The sequence below is a fragment of the Variovorax ginsengisoli genome (genome assembly GCF_030811835.1).
Classification (GTDB): domain Bacteria; phylum Pseudomonadota; class Gammaproteobacteria; order Burkholderiales; family Burkholderiaceae_C; genus Variovorax; species Variovorax ginsengisoli_C.
In genome coordinates this window covers 122454-141539 of record NZ_JAUSRO010000013.1, presented here as the reverse complement: position 1 = coordinate 141539, position 19086 = coordinate 122454, and the positions used below count along the sequence as shown (strand labels likewise).

Sequence of the window (19086 nt, the reverse complement as noted above, 5' to 3'; positions counted from 1 at the left end):
GTATTGCGCGGTGCATGCGTCATGACCGGCCTCCTTCTTTTTGTTGTGATGCGGCCGCTGCGGCCATGGCGTGGACCACCCGCTCCATGGCCATGAAACGCGAGCCCTTGACCAGCACGCTCGCCGCTTGCGGCAGGCGCGCCAGCACGGCGGCGACGAGGGTGTCGATGTCGACGAAATGACGGCCGTCCTGGCCTGGCGCAGCGCCAGCGGCGAAGGCGCTCACGGCATGCCGGGACTCCACGCCGAGCGCAAACAGGCTGTCGATGCCGCGTTCACGCGCCCAGGCGCCCACTTCGGCATGGAAGTGCTCGCTCTGGTCACCCACCTCGCCCATGTCGCCCAGCACCAGAAGGCGCGGGCCCGGCAGGCTGGCGAGCACGTCGACGGCGGCGCGCACCGAATCGGGGTTGGCGTTGTAAGTGTCGTCGACCACCGTCAGCGCATGGCCGTCCGGCAGACGAAGCTCGCTCGCCTTCGACCGGCCCTTGACCGGCTCGAAGGCCGCCAGGCCGGCCGCGATGTGTTCGAGCGACACGCCCGCAGCCAGCGTGCAGCCGATGGCCGCCAGCGCGTTGATGACGTTGTGGCGTCCGGCGATGTGCAGCGTGCTGCGCAGCACGCCCATCGGCGTGCGCGCCTCGACCTGCCAGGCGCTGCCCTGCCAGCGGGCCTGCAGCAAAGCGATGTCGGCATCGGCCGACTCGCCAAACGTGATGCAGCGGCGTTGCGAGGCGCCCTGGGCCAGCGCGGTCCACAGGGACGTGTACGCGTCGCCGTGCGGGAAAACGGCTGTCCCGTCGGGCGGCAAGGCGTCGAACACGGCGGCGTTCTCGCGTGCCACCGCCTCGACGGTGGCCATGAACTCCTGGTGTTCGCGCTGCGCGTTGTTCACCAGCGCGATGGTCGGGCGCGTCATGGCAGCCAGCCGCGCGATCTCGCCCGGATGGTTCATGCCCAGCTCGACCACGGCCAGCCGGTGCGTCTCGCGCAGGCGCATGAGCGTCAGCGGCACGCCAATTTCGTTGTTGAAGTTGCCTGCCGTGGCCAGCGCGCGCGCCGGATCGGCCATGGCGAGGATCGCCGCGATCATCTGCGTGACCGTGGTCTTGCCATTGCTGCCGGTCACGGCGATCAACGGCAGCGTGTACTGAGCGCGCCAGCCCGTGGCGATGGCGCCCAGTGCCTGCAGCGTGTCGGGCACTTCGAGCCCGGACAGCCCGGCGGCAGCCAGGCCACCGTGGGCCACGGCCACTTCGGCACCGGCCGCACGTGCCTTGTCGAGGAAAGCGTTCGCATCGAACTTCTCGCCCTTGAGCGCGACGAACAGATCGCCTGCGGCCAGCGTGCGCGTGTCGGTGTGGACCCGTGCAATCGGCGTCGCTGCATCGCCCACCAGGCGGGCGCCCGACACCCAGCCCGCGGCTTGACCGAGGGTCATCATCGGCGTTGCATTGTTCGTCATGTGGCGCTCCGCATCGCAAGCGCCTCGAGCGCATGCGCGCGATCGGAGAACGGCACACGCTGGCCACCCATCTCCTGCCAGTCTTCGTGGCCCTTGCCGGCGAGCAGCACCACGTCTTCGGGTGCCGCCTGCGCCAATACCTGCGCGATGGCCAGCGCGCGGTCGGGTTCGACCTGCACGGTCTCCGGGCTGGCAAAGCCGAGCAGGATCTGGCTGAGGATGGCGGCGGGCTTTTCGCTGCGCGGGTTGTCGCTCGTCACCACGACACAGTCTGCCCGACGCTCCGCCACGGCCGCCATCATCGGGCGCTTGCCCGCATCGCGGTCACCGCCGCAGCCGAACACGCACCACAGCCGCCCGCCGCGGGCTTGCGCCAGGGGGCGCAGGCCCGCCAGTGCCTTGTCGAGCGCATCAGGCGTGTGGGCATAGTCGACCACAGCCAGCGGCTGGCCAGCCAGGCTCACGCGCTCCATGCGGCCGGGCACGCTGCTCAGGTTGCGGCAGGCGGCGACGGCGGCCGCCAGTGGCATGCCCAGGCAGCGCAGCGTGCCGATCACACCCAGCAGGTTGGCCACGTTGTACTGGCCGATGAGTTGTGTGGCGAGCCGCTCGGGTTCGGCACCCTCCTCGACCACGTTGAAGGTGAGTCCATCGACGCCATGGCCGATGTCCTGGGCGCGCAGCCGCGCAGGCGCCCCCGCCGCCGACACGGTCCAGATGTCGAGCGCACCCGTGCCGCGGTCGATCAGGTTGGCCACCAGGGAGGCGCCGTGCACGTCGTCGATGTTGACCACGGCCGCGCCCAGTCCGGGCCAGCGGAACAGCTCGGCCTTGGCGGCCCAGTAGGTGTCCATGTCGCCGTGGTAGTCGAGGTGGTCCTGCGTGAAGTTCGTGAACACCGCCACGCGGATGTCGCAGCCGTCCAGACGCCGCTCGGCAATGCCGATGGAGGATGCCTCGATGGCGCAGGCGCTGAAGCCGCGTGCGACGAAACCGCGCAACGCGCGCTGCAGCATCACCGGGTCGGGTGTGGTCAGGCCGGTGTAGGTGAGCGACGGCGGCGCGCCGATCCCCAGCGTGCCCACCAGCGCGCAAGGGCCGTGGCCCGCGCGCTGAGACAGTGCCTCGGCCAGCCACCAGGCCGTCGAGGTCTTGCCATTGGTGCCCGTCACGGCGATGACCGCCAGCTGGCTCGATGGCTGGCCATAGAACGAGGCGGCGATCGGCCCGGTGGCCGCCTTGAGCCCTGAAAACGCGGCAATCGCATCGTCGTCGAACCCAAAACCCTCGACGCCTTCGCGCTCGACTAGGCAGACCGACGCGCCCCGCGCGAGGGCCGCGCCCACATGCGCGCGGCCGTCGGACGCGGCGCCGGGCCAGGCGATGAAGGCGTCGCCTTCACCGATGCTGCGACTGTCGGCATGCAGATCGCCGGACACGCACGAGCGCAACCAGTGCGCGGCTTCGTTGGCGGAGGAAAAACGGATGTCGTTCATCAGAAGCTTTCGTCCACGCCGTTGGTGATCACCAGCGGCTTGACCGCCAGATCGGGCGCCACGTTCATCATCCGCAGCGTCTGCTGCACCACTTCGCTGAACACGGGGGCCGCAGCCACACCGCCGAAATACTGGCCGTCGCTCGGCTCGTCGATCATCACGCCGACGATGATGCGTGGCTTCTCGATCGGTGCCATGCCGGTGAACCACGCACGGTACTTGTTGCTTGCGTAGCCCTTGCCGACCTGCTTGTGCGCGGTGCCCGACTTGCCGCCCACCGAATAGCCGACCGTCTGCGCGCGCTGGCCGGTGCCGCCGGGGCCAGCCGCCATCTCCAGCATCTTGCGCACCGCATGTGCGTTCTCGGCAGAGAACACGCGCACACCGACGGCAGGCTCGCCGCTCTTGAGCATGGTCACCGGAATGATGCTGCCGTCGTGCGCGAACGAGGTGTAGGAGTGAACCATCTGGAACAGCGAGGCCGACAGGCCATAGCCATAGGCCATGGTCGCCTGCTCGACCGGCTTCCAGTTCTTCCATGGCCGCAGCCGGCCGGTGACCGCGCCGGGAAACTGGATCTGCGGCTTCTGGCCGTACCCCAGCGCGGTGTAGGTGTCCCACATCTCCTGGGGCTGCATCCTCTGCGCGATTTTCAGCGCGCCGACGTTGCTCGACTTCTGGATCACGCCCTCGACCGTCAGTGCGCCGTAGTTATGGGTGTCGCTGATGGTGAAGCCGCCGAGCTGGTAGCGGCCGGGGCTGGTGTCGATCACCGTCGAGGGCTTGACGCGGCCCGCCTCCAGCGCCATCGCCACGGTGATGGGCTTCATGGTCGAACCCGGCTCGAAGGTGTCGGTGATGGCACGGTTGCGCAATTGCTCGCCGGTCAGGTTCTGGCGCTTGTCGGGCACGTAGCTCGGGTAATTGGCCAGTGCCAGGACCTCGCCGGTGACCGCGTCGATCACCACCACGCTGCCGGCCTTGGCGCGGCGCGCGGTCACCGCGTCGCGCAGCTTCTGGTAGGCGAAGAACTGCACCTTGCTGTCGATGCTCAGCTGGATGTCCTTGCCGTCGAGCGGCGGCACGGTTTCCCCCACGCCCTCGACCACGCGGCCCAGGCGGTCCTTGATGACGCGGCGCGAACCGGCCTTGCCCGCCAGGTTCTTGTCGAACTGCAGCTCGATGCCTTCCTGGCCGTGGTCCTCGACGTTGGTGAATCCCACCACATGCGCGGCAGCCTCGCCCTCGGGATACTGGCGCTTGTATTCCTTGCGCTGGTAGATGCCCTTGATGTTGAGTTCGGCAATCTGCTTGGCGATGGCCAGATCGACCTGGCGCTGCACCCAGACGAAGGTCTTGTCTTCGTCCTCGAGCTTCTTGTCGAGGTCCTTCTGCGGCATTTCCAGCAGCTTGGCAAGCTGGCGCAGCTTGGCGCGCACGTCCGGGTCGTCGCGCTCGATGTCCTCTGGAATGGCCCAGATGCTGGGCGCCACCACACTGGAGGCCAACAGCAGGCCGTTGCGATCGAGGATGCGTCCCCGGTTGGCGGGCAGCTCGAGCGTGCGGGCGAAGCGCACTTCGCCCTGGCGCTGGAAGAAGTCGTTGTGAATGACCTGTACGAAGGCGGCACGGCCCGCCAGCACGACGAAGCCGACCGCGATCACCGCCACGATGAACTTGCTGCGCCAGACCGGCGTCTTGCTCGCCAGCAGCGGGCTGGTCGTGTACTGGACGCTGCGGCGGCTCATGGCGTCCTCCGCACGGGGGCCGCTGCACCGGCACGTGGTGCAGCCGCTGCCGGCGCAGGCGCCACCACAGCAGGGATCACCGTGCCGTCGGCACGCACGTACTGCGTGATGGCCGGCGTGGTGGTGCGCATCTTGAGCTGCTCCTTGGCGAGCTTTTCCACGCGCAGCGGGGTGGCCTGCGCGCGCTTGTCCACCTGCAGGCGCTCGCCATCGACCTCCAGGCGGCGTGCCTCGGTGTGGGCACGGTCGAGCTCGGTGTACAGCAGACGCGAACGGTACTGGGTGTGCACAAGCAGCAAAGCCGTCGCAAGGACGGCGAGCAGCAGCAACACATTGAGGCGAGCCATGTGCGTCAGGCCTCCGTGCGTTCGGCGATGCGCAGGATGGCGCTGCGCGATCGCGGATTGCCCGCCACCTCGGCCTCCGAGGGCCGGATGCGCGCGAGCGGGCGCAGCTTCATCGGTTGCGGCGTGGCAAAAGGCGCGCGGCGGTCGTACACCTCTTTCGAGTGCCTGGCGATGAACTGCTTGACGATGCGGTCTTCCAGCGAGTGGAAGCTGATCACCGCCAGCCGGCCGCCCGGCTCGAGCACCGACAGGCTGGCGTCTAGCGCCTGTTGCAGCTCTTCAAGCTCGGCGTTGATGAAAATCCGAAGAGCCTGAAATGTGCGCGTTGCAGGGTTCTGGCCCTGCTCGCGGGTTTTGACCGTGCCAGCCACGAGGTCGGCCAGCTCGGTGGTGGTTGAAACTGGGCCCCGTTCTTGTCGGCGAGCAACAATCGCCTTTGCAATCTGAACAGCAAACCGTTCTTCGCCATAGTCACGGATCACCTCTGCAATCTGTTGGGTTTCGGCCGTTGCCAGCCACTCTGCCACGCTCTCGCCGCGCGTGGTATCCATGCGCATGTCGAGCGGGCCGTCAAAACGAAAAGAAAAACCCCGTGCGGGGTTGTCGATCTGCGGGGAGCTGATGCCCAGGTCCATGAGCAGCCCGGCGACGCTGGCCGGCGCCAGCTCCCCGAGGTCCCGAAAGCCCTGATGCCGAATGGAAAAACGCGCATCGGTGATGCGCGTTGCTTCGGCGACCGCTTCGGCGTCCTTGTCGAACGCAATCAGGTGGCCTTGCGGCCCCAGCCTCGCCAGGATGGCCCGCGAATGGCCTCCTCGCCCGAACGTCGCATCGACGTAGGTGCCCGCGGGCGCGTCGCCGCGGCCTTCGAACAGGGCATCGATCGGCTCATCGAGGAGCACGGTGGTGTGGGTGAACGAAGTTTCCACGGGCGGCTCAGAAAGAGAAGTCCTGGAACACGTCGGGCATTTCGCCTTGCGTGGCCTCGGCTTCCTTCGCCTCGTAGGTTGCCTTGTCCCACAGTTCGAAATGGTTGCCCATGCCCAGCATCAGCGTCTCGCGCGAGATGCCGGCGGCTGCGCGCAGTTCGGGCGACACGAGCACCCGGCCGGTACCGTCCATCTCGACATCCATCGCATTGCCCAGGAACACGCGCTTCCACCACTGCGCCGACATCGGCAGTGCGGCAATACGCTCGCGGAATTTCTCCCATTCCGGACGCGGGAAGATCATCAGACAGCCGTGCGGGTGCTTGGTGATCGTCAGTTGGCCGCCGGCGGTCGCGCTCAGGACGTCACGATGCCGGGTAGGCACGGAAAGCCTTCCCTTGACATCCAGACTGAGCGATGAAGCGCCTTGAAACACGACCACGGTACCCCTGTGGTGGGAGCCATCGCGCACCTCGAAGAGGCAACATCCGACAGTATTTCCCACTTAACTGCACTTTTTTCCACTGTAGCAGGAAACCATTCGGGCGCAACGGGGCGCGAAGGGTATTTTTTGTAATGGAATCAACGACTTAGCACCACTTCCGAACGCGAGGAAGCGGGTAATTTCGTTGCAAATGAAGTACTTAGCTCACGCAATGAATGTGTTGCGTGAAGCGCCGAGGCGGTGCGCGGAGCGGCACCGCCTCGGAGGGCGAGCTTCAGAGGATGAAGCGCGAAAGGTCTTCGTCGTGACTTAATGCCGCCAGACGTTGGTCCACGTAAGCCGCATCGATCCGCACCGATTGACCGCCCAGCTTCGCGGCATCGAAACTCACCTCGTCGAGCAGACGCTCCATGACCGTCGACAGGCGGCGCGCGCCGATGTTCTCGGTGCGCTCGTTCACATCGAACGCGATACCCGCCAGGCGGGTGATGCCATCGGGCGTGAAATCGAGCGTGACGCCTTCGGTGGCCAGCAGCGCCTGGTACTGCTTGACCAGCGAGGCACGTGTCTGCGTGAGGATGCTCTCGAAATCAGCCACCGAGAGCGACTGCAGCTCGACCCGGATCGGAAAGCGCCCCTGCAGCTCCGGGATCAGATCGCTCGGCTTGCTCAGGTGGAACGCACCGCTGGCGATGAAGAGGATGTGGTCGGTGCGCACCACCCCGTACTTGGTGGTGACCGCCGTGCCTTCGACCAAGGGCAGCAGGTCACGTTGCACGCCCTGGCGCGAGATGTCCGAACCCTGCGCATCGCTGCGGGTGGCGACCTTGTCGATCTCGTCGATGAAGACGATGCCGTTCTGCTCGGCATTCTGGATGGCCAGCGTGCGGATGTCGTCCTCGTTGACCAGCTTGCCAGCCTCCTCGTCGATCAGCAGGCGCATGGCCTCGCCGATCTTGAGCTTGCGCGTCTTGCGCTTGCCGGCGCCCAGCTGGCCGAACATGCCGCGCAACTGTTCGGTCATTTCTTCCATGCCGGCCGGGCCCATGATTTCCATGGGTGCGCGGGTCTCGGCCAGATCGAGCTCAATCTCCTTGTCGTCGAGTTCGTGCTCGCGCAGCTTCTTGCGGAAGGCCTGGCGGGTGGCGTTGTTCGCGTCGGGCGCGGTGCCGTCGGCGTTGCGCGCGGGCGGCAACAGGACGTCGAGGATGCGGTCTTCGGCAGCGTCTTCCGCACGCATGCGGAACTTGGCGCTCTCCTTTTCGCGCGTCTGCTTGACGGCAATCTCGGCCAGGTCGCGGATGATCGCATCGACATCCTTGCCCACGTAGCCGACCTCGGTGAACTTGGTCGCCTCGACCTTGATGAAGGGCGCGTCCGCCAGCCGGGCCAGCCGGCGCGCGATCTCGGTCTTGCCGACACCCGTGGGGCCGATCATCAGGATGTTCTTGGGGGTGATCTCGGTGCGCAGCGCGCCCTCGACCTTCTGGCGGCGCCACCGGTTGCGCAGCGCAATGGCGACGGCCCGCTTGGCCTCGGGCTGCCCGACGATGTGGTTGTCGAGCTCGGAGACGATCTCCTGGGGGGTCATGGACATGATGGTCACAGCGTCTCGACCGTATGGTTCATATTGGTGTAAATGCAGATTTCCCCGGCGATCCCCAGGGATTTACGGACGATCTGCTCGGCAGACAGCTCGGTGTTGTCGATCAGCGCCTTGGCCGCCGACTGCGCGTAGGCACCACCCGAACCGATGGCGATCACGCCGTCCTCGGGTTCGAGCACGTCACCGTTGCCGGTGATGATGAGGGAGGTGGTGGCATCCGCCACGGCGAGCATGGCTTCGAGCTTGCGCAGCACCCGGTCGGTACGCCAGTCCTTGGTGAGCTCGACCGCCGCGCGGGTCAGATGCCCCTGGTGCTTCTCGAGCTTGGCCTCGAAACGCTCGAAGAGCGTGAAGGCATCGGCGGTGGCGCCGGCAAAACCGGCCAGCACCTTGCCGTGATAGAGCCGCCGCACCTTGCGCGCCGTGCCCTTGATGACGATGTTCCCCAGCGTGACCTGCCCGTCCCCCCCGATGGCAACCTGGTCGCCGTCGGGCGTCTTGCGCCGCACACTGAGAATCGTGGTTCCGTGAAACTGTTCCATCCCACCCACTTAGGGACGCCGGTTTCCAATACAACCCCGAAACATCCCCCACACGAAAATTCACCCTATCCACCAGAACACCGCGGAACCGGCTCCGCCGGGCCGCAGGTGTCGCCCGCGGAAGGGGATAGGCGGCCACACGCAGTGGGCAAGCCTGGGGGGAGAGCCAGAAACACCGCGGAACCGGCTCCGCCGGGCCGCCGGTGTTGCCCCCGGAAGGGGGTAGGCGCTGCCACACGCAGTGGGCAAGCCTGGGGGAGAACCTAGTCTCCGAACATCTTCTGCTTGAGCTCGCGGCGCTGTTGCGCTTCGAGCGACAGCGTGGCGGTCGGCCGTGCCAGCAGGCGACCGACGCCGATGGGCTCGCCGGTCTCGTCGCAGTAGCCATAGTCGCCGGCGTCGATGCGCTGGATCGACTGCTCGATCTTCTTGAGCAGCTTGCGTTCACGGTCGCGCGTGCGCAGTTCCAGCGCATGCTCTTCCTCGATGGTCGCGCGGTCGGCCGGATCGGGCACCACCACCGTGTCTTCACGCAGGTGCTCGGTGGTTTCGCCCGCGTTGTCCAGAATACCCTTCTTGAGGGCCACCAGCTTCAGGCGGAAGAACGCCATCTGCTTGTCGTTCATGTATTCGGCGTCCGGCATCGCGATGACTTCGGCATCGGTCAGCTCGTCCACCGTCTTGTCCTTCCAGTTGTTCGCGAGCTTCGGGTCCTTCTTGAGTGCCACGTGCGGTGGCGGGACCAGCGCGGTCGAGGCGATCTGGGTGAAGCTCGACTTGGCAGCCGTGGAGGCCACCGACTGGGCCATGGAAGGCACCGTCAGTTGCGACAGGCGCGACACGCGGCCACCGCGCGTGGCGGGCGCAGCGATCGAGGCCGAGGGAGTCGACGTGGCGGGAGAAGAGGCAGCAGCCGTTTTTTTCATGGGGAGCGGTGTGGCAGAGGGTGCGGCCTTGCGGCCAGCCGGTTGAGTTGAAGCAACAGCCTCATGGGCTGCGGCGGAAGTGCCTGTGGCGGTGGCCTGAGAGGCCTTGGCCGTCTTGGCGGTCTTGGCAGCAGACGCGGAAACCTTCGGGGCCGCAGACGCGGCCTGCCGGCTCACCGGCGTCTTCTCGACGCTCGGATCGGCTGCGGACTTGGCCTTTGCGGCGGGTTTCTTCACGGTGACGGGCTCCTTCGAAGAACGGGAAAGCGCTTTCACGGGGAGGTTTGCTCCCGCGGAAGCTCACCCGAGCTGCCCGGACCGCCGTGTCCCGTCCCCCGGAAGGACGGGTCAGCGGAACTGAGCAGGCGCGCGATTGTATAGAGAAGTCGCGCGCGTGTGCCGCAGCGCGGCTACACCAGGCACTGGTCCAGGCCCTGCTCCAGGATGTCGCGCGGCAGGTCGATGCCGATGAACACCATGCGGCTCTGGCGCACCTCGTCCGGCCCCCATGCCGGACCGAGGTCGCTGCCCATCAGCTGATGCACGCCCTGGAAGATCACCTTGCGCTCGGTGCCCTGCATGTGCAGCACGCCCTTGTAGCGCAGCATCTTGGGCCCGTAGATGTTGACGATGGCGCCCAGGAAGTCCTCCAGCCGCGCAGGGTCGAACGCCCGGTCGGCCTTGTAGACGAAGCTCTTGACGTCGTCGTCATGGTGGTGATGGTGGCCGTGGCCTTCGTGTGCGTGCGAGGGATGGTCGCAGTGCTCTCCATGCGCATGGTCATGATCGTGATGCGCGTGGTCGTCGGCCGTCAGGAAGTCGGGGTCGATGTCGAGCTTGGCGTTCAGGTTGAAGCCGCGCAGGTCGAACACGCTGCCCAGCGGCACTTCGCCAAAATGCACCTTCTGCTGCGGCGCACGTGGGTTCATGTGCTTCAGGCGGTGGATCAGCGCCTCGGTTTCCTCTGCCGAGACCAGCTCACTCTTGCTGATGAAGATCTGGTCGGCGAAGCCCACCTGGCGGCGCGCCTCCTGGCGGTCGTTGAGCTGCTGGGGCGCATGCTTGGCATCGACCAGCGTGAGAATCGAGTCGAGCAGGTAGCTCTCGGCGATCTCGTCGTCCATGAAGAAGGTCTGCGCCACGGGGCCGGGGTCGGCCAGGCCGGTGGTCTCGATCACCACGCGGTCGAAGTCCAGCAGGCCCTTGCGCTTCTTGGCCGCGAGCAGTTGCAGGGCTTCGCGCAGATCTTCGCGGATGGTGCAGCAGACGCAGCCATTGCTCATCTGCACGATCTGCTCCTTGGATTCGCTCACCAGGATGTCGCTGTCGATGTTCTCCTCGCCGAACTCGTTTTCGATGACGGCGATCTTCTGGCCGTGCGCCTCGGTCAGGATGCGCTTGAGCAGCGTGGTCTTGCCGGAGCCGAGGAAGCCGGTGAGGATGGTCGCGGGGATGAGGGCCATGGAATGCTCCGTGATCGGGAAGGGCGAAAGTCTAACGAGGGACGAAAGGCCGTGCTCAGGAGGGCCGCTTTCACGCAGCCTTGCGCACGACCACCAGCCCCTTGAGGTACTCGCCCTCCGGGAACTCGATGGTCATCGGATGGTCGGGCGCCGCACCCAGGTGCTCACCCAGGTAGCCGTCGACGCCCGCGTCGATGCCCGCCGAAGCGACGATCTTGTGGAACAGGTCGGCGCTGATGCCGCCCGAGCAGGAAAAGGTCAGCAGCACGCCGCCCGGCTCCAGCAGCTTGAGGGCCAGCCGGTTGATGTCCTTGTAGGCGCGCGCGGCACGTTCGGCATGGGCCACGGTGGGCGCGAACTTGGGCGGATCGAGCACGATCGCGTCGAAGGTACGGCCTTCCTCGATGAAGCGGCGCAGCGAGGCATTGACGTCGGCGTCGAGGAACTGGGTGTTCGCGCCTTCGAAGCCGTTGAGCGCCACATGCGCACGGGCGCGTTCGAGCGCTGGCTGCGACGAATCGATCGACACCAGCTCGGCGCCTTCGAGCGCATCGGCCGCCCGCAGGCCCGCGAGTGCAGCCACGGTGAAGCCGCCGGTGTAGCAAAAGCAGTTGAGCACCCGGCGAAAGCGCCGGTGTTGCGCCATCTGCGCGAAGCGCTGGCGGCTGTCGCGCTGGTCGAGGTAGAAGCCGGTCTTGTGGCCGGTGGCGATGTCCAGCGACAGCAGCCAGTCGTGCTCGCGGATCGTGCATTCGGTCGCGCCCTCGCCGCGCAGCCAGCCGGTGGTCGGCTTCAAGCCTTCGCGTTCGCGGCCGCTGGCGTCGGAGCGCTCGTAGAACCGCGACAGGCCGGTGGCGGCCAGCAGCGCATCGACGAGCACCGTCTTCCAGCGTTCGACGCCGGCCGACAGGAACTGCGCGACCAGCACACCTTGCTCGCCCACCCCATAGCGGTCGACGATCAGCCCTGGCAGGCCATCGGCTTCGCCATGGACCAGGCGCACACCGTCGCTCTGCAGGTCGAAGAAGCCGCGCGCGGCCACGGCGCGCTGCACACGCTGCGCGAAAAAGGCCGCGTCGATGCGCTGCTTCTCGTCGAAGCTCCACGCGCGGGCGCGGATCTTGGAAAGCGGGCTGAACGCAGCCCAGGCGAGAAAGCGCCCATCGCTCGACTCGATGCGCACGGTTTCGCCCGCGTCCGCACCGCCCTTGTCGATGGCCGATTCGAAGATCCAGGGGTGGCGGCGCTGCAGCGAGCGCTCCTTGCCAGGCCGCAGCCGCAATGCTTTCATTTGTCCTTCTTGGCCTGCGCACGCGGATGCGCGGCATCGTAGGCCTTGGCGAGATGCTGGAAGTCCAGCCGGGTATAGACCTGGGTGGTCGTGATGTTGGCGTGGCCGAGCAGTTCCTGCACGCCGCGCAGGTCGCTGCTCGACTGCAGCACGTGGCTGGCAAAAGAGTGGCGCAGCATGTGCGGATGCACCGAGGCGTTCAGCCCGGCCTTGGCACTGCGCGCCTTGAGCTGCTTCCAGATCGAGTGCGCCGAGAAGCGGTTGCCGTTGCGCCCCAGGAAGAGCGCCACGGCACCTTCCGGGTCGCGCAGGCGCGCCGCGGGCAGCGCCGCGCAGTCGTCGCGCACGGCCAGCCAGGCCCGCAGCGCCTCGGCCGCCTTGCTGCCCACCGGCACGCTGCGGCGCTTGCCGCCCTTGCCCAGCACATGCGCGTCGCCGGCGTCCAGGTCGATCCAGCCGCGCGCGTCCTTGCTGGCCACCAGGTCGAGGCCGACCAGCTCGCTCACGCGCAGGCCGCAGCCGTACAGCAGCTCGACGATGGCGCGGTCGCGCGCCTCGGCCCAGGGGTCGGCGTTCGCATCGTGCAGTTCGGCCAGGCGCACGGCATCGTCGACGGCCAGGGCCTTGGGCAAGGGGCGGCCGGCCTTGGGCGCGCGCACGTCCTGCACCGGGTTGGCCTCGACCAGGCGCTCATGGCCCATCCAGCGGTAGAAGCTGCGCCAGCACGAGAGCACCAGGGCAATGCCGCGCGGCTCGCGCCCGGCGCTGTGCAACTGGGTCATCCAGCGGCGCACGTGGGCAGTCTGGACCCGCGCAAGCGGCAGGCCGCTCTCGGCCGCCTTCTCGCACAGCGTCTTCAGGTGAATGGCGTACAGGTCGACCGTACGCGCGGCCAGGCGCCGCTCCACGCGCACGTGTGCCAGGTAGCGGTCGATCAGCGGGTCCGCAGCGGGCAACGGGTCGATGGCCGGTGCGTCGTTCATGTCAGTTGTCCATGGCGTTGCGCGCCACCCGCGGAACTGGCTCTGCCAGGCCGCTGGATGCGCCCCCTTGAGGGGGAGGCGCCGCAGGCGCATCGGGGATGCTTCACCCTAGGCGGCGCGCAGCCGCGACAGGCCGGCCGAGGCCAGCTCGGCGATGCGCTCGAGGAAATCGGTGCCCATCTCGGCGTTGAAGCGCTGCGCGTCGGGCGACGCCAGCACCAGCAGGCCGAAGGCCGGCGCGTCGGGCGCGGCACGCAGGGCGATCAGCGCGACCGAGATGGCCGCACGCCCTTCTTCCAGCCAGCTGGAGGTCTCGAAGTTGGCGTTGAGGCCGCAGTAGGGCGTGGCCAGCGAATTGGCCAGCGTCTTCAGGTCCTCGCTCACGGGCAGGGCATAGGCCTCCTTGGCATAGACCGCCTCGCAGTCCCATAGGCGAATGGCAGTCTGCGGCACCATGAAGATGGACTGCAGCTCGTCGGCGATGCGGTAGGGCAGCGCGCGAGGGTCGCGTGTGCCCAGCAGGCCGCGCGTCCAGCGCTGCAGGCGGTCGGTGGTGACGGCGTTGTCGGTGCCGTGGCGCACCATGTCCATCACGCGGTGCTCCAGCGCCTTGATCTTTTCGCGCAGCATTTCGGCCTGGCGTTCCTGCAGGCTCACCGCGCGGTTGCCGTGCGGGCTGGTCAGCTGCACTTCGGAGAGCAGTTGCGCATGGCGCTCGAAGAAGTCGGGCGTGTTCGCCAGGTAGTTGGCGATGTCGTCTTCGGTGATCGGGTTCATGGCATGGGTGTCGTTGGGAAAGGTCATGGCAGTTCGGGCACCTCGATGTCGCCCTCGAACACCGTCACGGCCGGGCCGGTCATGAAGACCGGCTGGCCCACGCCGGCCCATTCGATGGTGAGCACGCCGCCGCGCGTCTGCACGTCCACGCGCGCATCGAGCAGCCCCAGGCGGATGCCCGCGACCACGGCCGCGCAGGCACCGGTGCCGCAGGCCAGCGTTTCGCCCGCACCGCGCTCATACACCCGCAGGCGCACGTGCGTGCGATCGACCACCTGCATGAAGCCGGCGTTCACGCGTTGCGCAAAGCGCGGGTGGTGTTCGATCAGCGGGCCCTGCGTCAGCACGGGTGCGGTATCGACGTCCTCGACAATCTGCACGGCATGCGGATTGCCCATGGAGACGACCGCCAGCGCAACGATCGCACCTTCGGCCTGGGCCGACAGTGCGAGCTTCCAGGTCTGCCAGGCGCCGTCGGGCTGCGGCTCGAGGCCGGCCGGGTCGAACGGCACGCGTGCGGGTTCGAACACGGGCGCACCCATGTCGACCGTCACGCGGCCGTCGGCGCTCAGGCGCGGCTCGATCACGCCCGACAGCGTCTGCACGCGCACGGCGTCCTTGGTCGTGAGGCCGCGCTCGCGCACGAAGCGCAGGAAGCAGCGCGCGCCATTGCCGCACTGCTCGACCTCGCCGCCGTCGGCGTTGTGGATCACGTACTGGAAGTCGACGCCGGGCGCGGCATCGGCGGCCGGCGGACGCACCGTGAGGATCTGGTCGGCGCCTACGCCGAAATGGCGGTTGGCGAGGAACTGGTAGTGCGCGGCCGTCAGGCCGAGCGGCGCGCGGGTCTCGTCGAGCACGACGAAGTCGTTGCCGGCACCCTGCATCTTGGTAAAGCGGATTCGCATCGCCGGATTATCCGTCCGCATGCAGAATCCGCCGGTGTCCGCCACTTATCCGAGACCATGCCCTCCTCTTCCCCCTTCACATCCCGCCTGCTCGGTACCTTGCCCGACGGGCGTGAAGTCACTGAATACACGATCGACAACGGGCACGGACTGCGCCTGAGCGCCATGAACCACGGCGGCATCGTCACTGCGCTGCAGGTGCCCGACCGCGAAGGCCATCGCGTCAACGTGGTGCTCGGGCTGCCGACACTGGCGGACTACGTGGCGCGCAACCCGCACTTCGGCACCATCGTCGGCCGCTATGCCAACCGCATCGCGGCAGGCCGGTTCACGCTCGATGGCCACGTGCACCAGTTGCCGGTCAACGACGGGCCGAACACGCTGCATGGCGGCCTCAAGGGCTTCGGCGCGCGCTGGTGGGACATCGCTCCGGTCGCCCCCGACGCCGCCAACGCGCCCGACGAGGTGGCGCTGGCGCTGCACTACACGAGCGCCGACGGCGAAGAAGGCTTTCCTGGCACGCTGCACGTCGAGGTGCGTTACACGCTCAGCGCCGACGGGTGCTGGCGCATCGACTACCGCGCCCAAAGCGACCGGCCGACGGTGCTCAACCTGAGCCACCACGACTACTTCAACCTGGCCGGCGGCGGCTCGGTGCTCGACCACGAGCTCATGCTGCCCGCCAGCCGCTACACGCCGGTCGACGCGACGCTCATCCCCACGGGCATCGCCGACGTGACCGGCACGCCGTTCGACTTTCGCACGTCCACGCGCATCGGCGCACGCATTCGCATGCCGCACGAGCAGTTGGTGCGCGCGCGCGGCTACGACCACAACTGGGTGCTCGACCGGGCCGATGCCCCGCCCGGCCTCCCCGGCGGCCTCGCGCTCGCCGCACGGCTGGCGCACCCGCCCTCGGGCCGCGTGATGGAGGTGTTCACGACCGAGCCGGGCGTGCAGTTCTATTCAGGCAACTTCCTCGACGGCACGCTGGTTGGCAGCCACGGCGAAGTGGTGCGCCAGGGCGACGGGCTGTGCCTGGAGACGCAGCACTTTCCCGATGCGCCGAACCACCCTGACTTTCCCTCGACCGTATTGCGGCCGGGAGAAGTCTTCGAGAGCCGCACCGTGCACCGTTTCAGCTGCAGCTAAAACGCGGTCACGGCGGCCACGCGGCCCGGTGCGCAGGCTCAACCGCCGAAGCGCGAGGCCGCGCGGCCGGGGCTGTCGAGGCGCACCGCAAACAGCCCGCCGGCCAGCGGCTCGGCGGCGAGCCGGTCGGCGTCGAGGCCGGTGCGGGCGCTGGTGATGAAGAGCGTGCAGAAGTCGTCGCCACCGAAGGCGCAGTTGGTGACCTGCGACACCGGCAGCGCAATGCGGCACAACTCCGCCGCGCTCACCGGATCGTGGCAGCTCACGCAGGCACCGCCCCAGTGCGCGATCCAGAGCCGGCCCGCCGCATCGGTGGTCATGCCGTCAGGCACGCCGTCGCCGGATGCCATGCGCAGCCATTCGCGCCGGTTCGACAGGCTGCCGTGCACGGGGTCGAAGTCGTAGGCGAACACACAGCCGCGCACCGTGTCATTGAAGTACATCGTTCGACCGTCGGCCGACCAGGTCGGCCCGTTGGTCACGGCAAAACCGTGCTCGTGCCGCGAGCAGCTGCCATCCGGGTCGAAGCGGTAGAGCGCGCCAGTGGGTGCGGCACAGGCGAAATCCATCGTGCCGCCCCAGAAGCGGCCCTGCGCATCGCATTGGCCATCGTTGAAGCGGTTGCCCGGCTGGTCGGGCTCGGGCTGGTGCAGGTAGGTGGGCGCGCTGGCAGTGCCTGGATCGAACAGCGCAAAGCCGCGGCGCAGCGTGACCAGCAAGCCCGGTCCGCAGGCGCGCTCGGCCAAAGCCGAGATCTCCTCGTCGAATGTCCACTGTTGCCTCGCGCCGTCGGCGCCGTGCCACCGGTAGAGGCGGCGTGCGAGGATGTCGACCCAGTAAAGCGCCTGCTCGCGCGGGGACCACAGCAGGCCCTCGCCCAACGCGGCGCCCGCGGGCCACAGGCACTCGGGCGCACCGAGGACGGTCGGTGCGGTCGTTGCGACGCTGACGGCAGCAGCAGGGGTCGGGCTCATGGGGTTTTCCGGCATCGGTTGAAGGTCACGGGCGGGGCGGCGGACTCGGGCCCGACGGCGCGCAATGAACACAAGCAAACGCGTGGCGCTTGACGCGGAGGATCGTATCAGGGCATATTGATATTAGAAATACAAAATATTCATATGTTTTGATATTCAAATTGCAATAGCTCAAAATCACCGGAGACCTGCATGTCCCTCCCTCCCTCGCCCACCCTTCAGAAGAATTCCGTCTACCCCAGCCTGCGTGACCGCACCGTGTTCGTCACGGGCGGCGGCAGCGGCATCGGCGCGGCCATCGTGTCGGCCTTTGCCGCCCAGGGCGCACGCGTGGCATTCATCGATATCGCCGAAGCGGCCAGCCGCTCGCTGGCTCAGCAGATCGCCGACGCGGGCCACCCGGCACCATGGTGGCGCACCTGCGACGTGCGCGACATCGCGGCGCTGCAAGCCGCCATCACCGACGCGGCAGCCGCACTGGGCGACTTTGCGGTGCTGGTCAACAACGTCGCGAGCGACGATCGCCACACGCTCGAATCGGTCACGCCGGCTTACTACGACGAGCGCATGGCCATCAACGAGCGGCCGGCGCTGTTTGCGATCCAGTCGGTGGTGCCGGGCATGCAGCGCCTGGGATTCGGTTCGGTGATCAATCTCGGCTCGACGGGCTGGCAGGGCAAGGGCACTGGCTACCCGTGCTACGCGATCGCCAAGTCGTCCGTCAATGGCCTGACGCGCGGCCTGGCCGTGAGCCTGGGCCAGGACCGCATCCGCATCAACACGGTGTCGCCCGGCTGGGTGATGACCGAGCGCCAGGTCAAGCTGTGGCTGGACGAAGAAGGCGAAAAGGCACTCAAGCGCAACCAGTGCCTGCCGGACAAGTTGCTGCCCGAAGACATCGCACGCATGGTGCTGTTCCTGGCTTCGGACGACGCGGCCATGTGCACGGCACAGGAATTCACGGTGGATGCGGGTTGGGTCTGACGGGGGTCAGTCGGCCATGTCCAACCGACGGTTGTAGACCGACAGGCTGGCCGTCTTCAGCGCCTTCATCATCACCTTGGCTGCGGGCGACAGCAGCCGGTCCGTGCGGGTGATGATGCCGAAGGCATCCATGTGGCAGGGCATCTCCAGCGGCAGCAGCGCCACGATGCCGTGCGCGGCGTAGTAGCGGGCCACGTCGGCGGCGAGCACCGCGACCATGTCGCTCTGCTGCAGCATGCGGGTCGTGAAAAGCAGCGCCGCCGTCTCGACCGTATTGATCGGCGGCGCCAGCCCTTCCTGCTGGAACATCAGGTCGAAGCGGTGGCGCAGCACGCTGCCTGCGGGAGGAACGATCCAGCCGGCGCCCACCACGTCGCGCAAGGTCAGGCCTGACACTCCCAGCATCGGGTGCCCCGGACGCACCAGCGCGCAGACCGGCTCCTCGGTGAGGGCCTGGTAGCGCAACTGCGTCTTGTCGTGCTCGGCGAACAGACGCGCCACCAGAATGTCCAGCTTGCCCTGCTCGAGCCGCTCCAGCAGCACCGGGCTGGTTTCGATCTCCAGCGACACGCGCAGATTCGGCTGCTCGCGCTTGACCATGGCGACCGCCGGCGGCAGCAGGGCCAGCCCGGGCGACGTGATCGCCCCCACATTCACCTGGCCGAAGCTGCCGGCCTTGAGCGCCTGCAGTTCATCGTGGGCCTGATTCAGGCTGGCCAGCGCCACCCGGGCATGCCGGATCATCGTCTCGCCGTACCAGGTGGGCCGCATGCCGCGCGGCAATCGGTCGAACAGCGGCACCTCCAACACGTCTTCCAGGTCCTTGAGCAACTTGGAGGCCGCCGGCTGCGTCATGTTGAGCACCTGCGCGGCACGGTGGATGTTGCCTTCTTCGGCCAGCGCCACCAGCAGCAGCAACTGCCGCGTTTTCAGGCGTGCGCGAATGAACCAGTGCGTGTAAGTCGTCATGGGGTTTTCCAGAATCCGTCGATTGATATCTATTTTGTCGAAAAATTGATTGGATCGATATCAAATTCGTTTCTAGACTGG

Annotated in this window: 18 protein-coding genes; 2 read left to right on the top strand and 16 right to left on the bottom strand. The window is 67.4% G+C overall.

The features are described from left to right. Positions 1–19: 19 nt before the first annotated feature. The 14 genes from J2W36_RS19695 to dapF form a co-directional block, all read right to left on the bottom strand. Positions 20–1465 carry a UDP-N-acetylmuramoyl-tripeptide--D-alanyl-D-alanine ligase gene (locus J2W36_RS19695; protein WP_307691458.1) on the bottom strand — a complete coding sequence of 482 codons (1446 nt, stop codon included), beginning with the start codon at positions 1463–1465 and terminating at the stop codon, positions 20–22. Continuing rightward, positions 1462–2961, bottom strand: coding sequence for a UDP-N-acetylmuramoyl-L-alanyl-D-glutamate--2,6-diaminopimelate ligase (locus J2W36_RS19690; RefSeq protein ID WP_307691457.1), 1500 nt, complete (start codon positions 2959–2961; stop codon positions 1462–1464). Before J2W36_RS19690 ends, J2W36_RS19695 begins: the two co-directional genes overlap by 4 nt. Further along, positions 2961–4709, bottom strand: a complete 1749-nt coding sequence (locus J2W36_RS19685) for a peptidoglycan D,D-transpeptidase FtsI family protein (protein WP_307691456.1) — start codon at positions 4707–4709, stop codon at positions 2961–2963. Before J2W36_RS19685 ends, J2W36_RS19690 begins: the two co-directional genes overlap by 1 nt. Beyond that, positions 4706–5056 carry a cell division protein FtsL gene (gene ftsL / locus J2W36_RS19680; RefSeq protein WP_307691455.1) on the bottom strand — a complete coding sequence of 117 codons (351 nt, stop codon included), beginning with the start codon at positions 5054–5056 and terminating at the stop codon, positions 4706–4708. Before ftsL ends, J2W36_RS19685 begins: the two co-directional genes overlap by 4 nt. Before the next feature lie 5 nt (positions 5057–5061). After that, positions 5062–5985: a 16S rRNA (cytosine(1402)-N(4))-methyltransferase RsmH gene (gene rsmH, locus J2W36_RS19675; protein ID WP_307691454.1), complete on the bottom strand. Its 924-nt coding sequence runs from the start codon at positions 5983–5985 to the stop codon at positions 5062–5064. A gap of 7 nt (positions 5986–5992) precedes the next feature. Further along, positions 5993–6421 (bottom strand): division/cell wall cluster transcriptional repressor MraZ, encoded by a 429-nt coding sequence (gene mraZ, locus J2W36_RS19670; RefSeq protein ID WP_307691505.1) that lies wholly within the window; start codon positions 6419–6421, stop codon positions 5993–5995. 283 nt (positions 6422–6704) lie between these two features. Beyond that, positions 6705–8027, bottom strand: a complete 1323-nt coding sequence (gene hslU / locus J2W36_RS19665; protein ID WP_307691453.1) for an ATP-dependent protease ATPase subunit HslU — start codon at positions 8025–8027, stop codon at positions 6705–6707. 5 nt (positions 8028–8032) lie between these two features. Further along, positions 8033–8578 (bottom strand): ATP-dependent protease subunit HslV, encoded by a 546-nt coding sequence (hslV, locus tag J2W36_RS19660; protein ID WP_307691452.1) that lies wholly within the window; start codon positions 8576–8578, stop codon positions 8033–8035. A gap of 263 nt (positions 8579–8841) precedes the next feature. Next, positions 8842–9741 (bottom strand): RNA polymerase-binding protein DksA, encoded by a 900-nt coding sequence (gene dksA / locus J2W36_RS19655; RefSeq protein ID WP_307691451.1) that lies wholly within the window; start codon positions 9739–9741, stop codon positions 8842–8844. 173 nt (positions 9742–9914) lie between these two features. Then, positions 9915–10967, bottom strand: coding sequence for a CobW family GTP-binding protein (locus J2W36_RS19650; RefSeq protein ID WP_307691450.1), 1053 nt, complete (start codon positions 10965–10967; stop codon positions 9915–9917). Between the two features lie 70 nt (positions 10968–11037). Then, the gene (locus J2W36_RS19645; RefSeq protein ID WP_307691449.1) at positions 11038–12258 is read right to left on the bottom strand and encodes a class I SAM-dependent rRNA methyltransferase; all 1221 of its coding nucleotides are present in this window, start codon (positions 12256–12258) and stop codon (positions 11038–11040) included. Beyond that, the gene (locus J2W36_RS19640) at positions 12255–13241 is read right to left on the bottom strand and encodes a tyrosine recombinase XerC (RefSeq protein ID WP_307691448.1); all 987 of its coding nucleotides are present in this window, start codon (positions 13239–13241) and stop codon (positions 12255–12257) included. The genes J2W36_RS19645 and J2W36_RS19640 overlap by 4 nt, the downstream gene beginning before the upstream one ends. 108 nt (positions 13242–13349) lie before the next feature. Beyond that, positions 13350–14045 carry a DUF484 family protein gene (locus tag J2W36_RS19635; RefSeq protein WP_307691447.1) on the bottom strand — a complete coding sequence of 232 codons (696 nt, stop codon included), beginning with the start codon at positions 14043–14045 and terminating at the stop codon, positions 13350–13352. Further along, positions 14042–14926: a diaminopimelate epimerase gene (gene dapF / locus J2W36_RS19630; protein WP_307691446.1), complete on the bottom strand. Its 885-nt coding sequence runs from the start codon at positions 14924–14926 to the stop codon at positions 14042–14044. Before dapF ends, J2W36_RS19635 begins: the two co-directional genes overlap by 4 nt. A gap of 57 nt (positions 14927–14983) precedes the next feature. On the opposite strand from dapF, the gene J2W36_RS19625 reads away from it, so the two are divergent. Next, the gene (locus tag J2W36_RS19625) at positions 14984–16078 is read left to right on the top strand and encodes an aldose epimerase family protein (protein ID WP_307691445.1); all 1095 of its coding nucleotides are present in this window, start codon (positions 14984–14986) and stop codon (positions 16076–16078) included. A 38-nt stretch (positions 16079–16116) separates the two neighbouring features. On the opposite strand, the gene J2W36_RS19620 is transcribed toward J2W36_RS19625, so the two are convergent. After that, entirely contained in the window at positions 16117–17052 is a 936-nt protein-coding gene (locus J2W36_RS19620) for an SMP-30/gluconolactonase/LRE family protein (RefSeq protein WP_307691444.1), read from the bottom strand. 192 nt (positions 17053–17244) lie between these two features. On the opposite strand from J2W36_RS19620, the gene J2W36_RS19615 reads away from it, so the two are divergent. Beyond that, positions 17245–18036: an SDR family NAD(P)-dependent oxidoreductase gene (locus J2W36_RS19615; RefSeq protein ID WP_307691443.1), complete on the top strand. Its 792-nt coding sequence runs from the start codon at positions 17245–17247 to the stop codon at positions 18034–18036. Between the two features lie 6 nt (positions 18037–18042). Here the strand turns inward: J2W36_RS19615 and J2W36_RS19610 are convergent, their stop codons facing one another. Further along, positions 18043–19005 (bottom strand): LysR substrate-binding domain-containing protein, encoded by a 963-nt coding sequence (locus J2W36_RS19610; RefSeq protein WP_307691442.1) that lies wholly within the window; start codon positions 19003–19005, stop codon positions 18043–18045. Positions 19006–19086 lie beyond the last annotated feature (81 nt).